Raw genomic sequence first — 2,711 nt, forward strand, 5'->3', positions numbered from 1 at the left:
CGCCGCTGCGCCGGCCGCCCGGCCGGTGTCGGCCCGTACGCCGCCCGCCGCGCCTTCCTCGCCGAATTCGAGGCCGGCTGGTGCACGTCTCGGTGGCCGCCCGGGACGTCCGCTCCTGGGTGCACCGGCTCAACGAGCCGGCCGACTGGGCGTTCGGCCTGCCGGTCACCGCGCCGGCCCGGCTGCTCTGGGCGGTGCCGGAGTGGCGGCGCCGGATCGACCTGCCGGTGCTCTGCCAGCCGGCCGACGAGCCCCGGTTCGAGGAGCTGATCGCCACCCTGGGCAAGGTCGCCGGGGCCCGCCAGGCCGACGACCCGTTCGGCGTCCGGCTGGCCGCCGCCGACCTGGCCCGGCTCTGCCCGTCCGTGCTCCGGCTGGCCAACCCCTCGGTCCGGGTGGCCTCCCGCCGGGGCGCCCTCGCCGCAGTGCTCGACCTGCCGGTCGCCCCGCCCGGCTACCGCGACGACATGCTGCGCTGCCTCGGGCTGCGGCCCGCCTCCGTCGGGGAGGTGAGCGTCGCCGCCGGTCGGCTGGTGACCGGGATCGTGCCGCTGGTCCGCCCGTACGCCGAGGAGATCGCCGCGGTGTCCGGCGCGGACCTGGCGGACGCCCTGCTGGACGGCCGGCTGGACCGCTACCTGGCCCAGCTGACCCGGGCCGTCGCGCCCGCCGTGCCCGGCCATCGGGACGCGGCGGCGGTCCCGGCGCCGCGTGCGGGACAATGGGTCACTGTGCCCGCCTCTGACGCGCCGCTGACCGGCGCACCCGCCACCGCCGGCGAACCCGCGGCCCCCGGCCCGGTCCGCCCGTCCCGGCTCGACCCGGCCATCGCCGCCCGGCTGCGCCGCACCCCCGACGGCCTGGTGGCCGCCGTGGTGCGCCAGCACGACACGGGCGAGGTGCTGATGGTCGCCTGGATGGACGACGAGGCGCTGCACCGCACCCTCACCAGCGGCCGGGCCACCTACTGGTCGCGCAGCCGCCAGGAGTACTGGGTCAAGGGCGCCACCTCCGGCCACCACCAGCACGTCCGCTCGGTCGCCCTGGACTGCGACGGCGACGCCCTGCTGGTGAGCGTCGACCAGGTCGGCGCGGCCTGCCACACCGGGCACCGGACCTGCTTCTTCACCGAGCTGCCGGTGACCTCCCCGGAGGCGACCTCATGACCGACGGCGCGGTCAGCCCGGACCAGGCGACCTTCACCGACCTGGCGGCCCGCTGGCGGGTCGTCCCGGTCACCCGGCGGCTGCTCGCCGACGCGGAGACCCCGGTCGGGGTCTACCGCAAGCTCGCCGGCGGCCCCGGCACCTTCCTGCTCGAGTCGGCCGAGCAGGGCGTCGGCTCGGCCGGTATGGCCTGGTCCCGGTACTCGTTCATCGGCGTCCGCAGCAGCGCCACGCTGACCGAACGCGGCGGCGCCGCGGTCTGGACCGGCGACCCGCCCGCCGGCCTGCCCGTCGACGGCGACCCGGTCCGGGTGCTGCGCGAGACCGTCGCGGCCCTCGGCGGACCGGCCTGGGACCCGGCCAGCGACATGCCGCCGCTGACCGGCGGCATGGTGGGCTATCTCGGGTACGACCTGGTCCGCCGCTTCGAACGGCTGCCCGAGTTGACCGAGGACGACCTCGGCGTGCCCGAGCTGGGCATGATGCTCGCCACCGACCTGGTGGTGCTCGACCACTACGACGGCTCGGCGATCCTGGTCGCCAACGCGATCCTGCCCCCGCCGGACGCGCCGGACCGGGCGCCCCAGGTCGCGGCGGCGTACCACCACGCCGTGGGCCGGCTCGACGCGATGACCACCGCGCTGTCCCGACCGATTCCGCCCATGATCTCGACCGTCGACCGGCCGCCCGCCGGCGAGGTGGTCAGCCGCACCCCCGACGGCGGGTACCCGAAGGCGGTGGAGGCCGCCAAGGAGGCGATCCGGGCCGGCGAGTGCTTCCAGATCGTGCTCGCCCAGCGGTTCGAGCGCGATACGCACGCCGACCCGCTCGACGTCTACCGGGTGCTGCGCACCACCAACCCCAGCCCGTACATGTACCTGCTGCGTTTCGACGGCTTCGACATCGTCGGCTCCTCGCCGGAGGCGCACCTGAAGGTCAGCACCGGCGCGGACGCCGGCGGCGGGCGCTGCTGCACCCGATCGCCGGCACCCGGCCGCGCGGCGGCTCCCCGGAGGCCGACGCCCGGCTCGCCGCCGAGCTGCTCGCCGACCCGAAGGAACGCTCCGAGCACGTGATGCTGGTCGACCTGGGCCGCAACGACCTCGGCCGGGTCTGCCGGCCCGGCACGGTCGAGGTGCCGGAGTTCGCCACCATCGAGCGGTACAGCCATGTCATGCACATCGTCTCCACCGTGGTGGGGGAGCTGCGGGAGGACCGGACGGCCTTCGACGCGCTGGCCGCGACCTTCCCGGCCGGCACCCTCTCCGGGGCGCCGAAGGTGCGGGCCATGGAGATCATCGAGGAGCTGGAGCCGGTCCGGCGGGGCCTCTACGGCGGCACGGTCGGCTACTTCGGCTTCGGCGGCGACCTGGACATGGCGATCGCCATCCGCACCGCGCTGATCCGCGACGGGCGGGCCTACGTGCAGGCCGGGGCGGGCGTGGTCCGGGCAGGCGCTGGTCAACCTGCGCGCGGAGCTGGGTTTCGCGGACGCGGGGGCGTTGAAGTCGGCGGGGGACAAGGTCTCGCACGACCTGATCCGTA

General features: G+C 76.1%; 1 protein-coding gene and 3 pseudogenes. All 4 read left to right on the plus strand.

The window, feature by feature from the left end; genetic code table 11:
• Positions 1 to 227: 227 nt before the first annotated feature.
• Positions 228 to 503, plus strand: a pseudogene (locus tag JNW87_RS37215) (phosphoribosyl-AMP cyclohydrolase); the annotation flags it as partial.
• Between the two features lie 228 nt (positions 504 to 731).
• Complete coding sequence (gene hisI / locus JNW87_RS37220; protein WP_109802705.1) at positions 732 to 1,166, plus strand: phosphoribosyl-AMP cyclohydrolase; 435 nt, start codon at positions 732 to 734, stop codon at positions 1,164 to 1,166.
• Positions 1,163 to 2,613, plus strand: a pseudogene (locus JNW87_RS37225) (anthranilate synthase component I); the annotation flags it as partial. The gene hisI and the pseudogene JNW87_RS37225, both read left to right, overlap by 4 nt.
• Before the next feature lie 10 nt (positions 2,614 to 2,623).
• Positions 2,624 to 2,711: pseudogene (locus JNW87_RS37230) on the plus strand (3'(2'),5'-bisphosphate nucleotidase CysQ); the annotation flags it as partial.

The sequence above is a fragment of the Micromonospora sp. ATA51 genome, from assembly GCF_016802855.1.
Lineage (GTDB): Bacteria > Actinomycetota > Actinomycetes > Mycobacteriales > Micromonosporaceae > Micromonospora > Micromonospora sicca.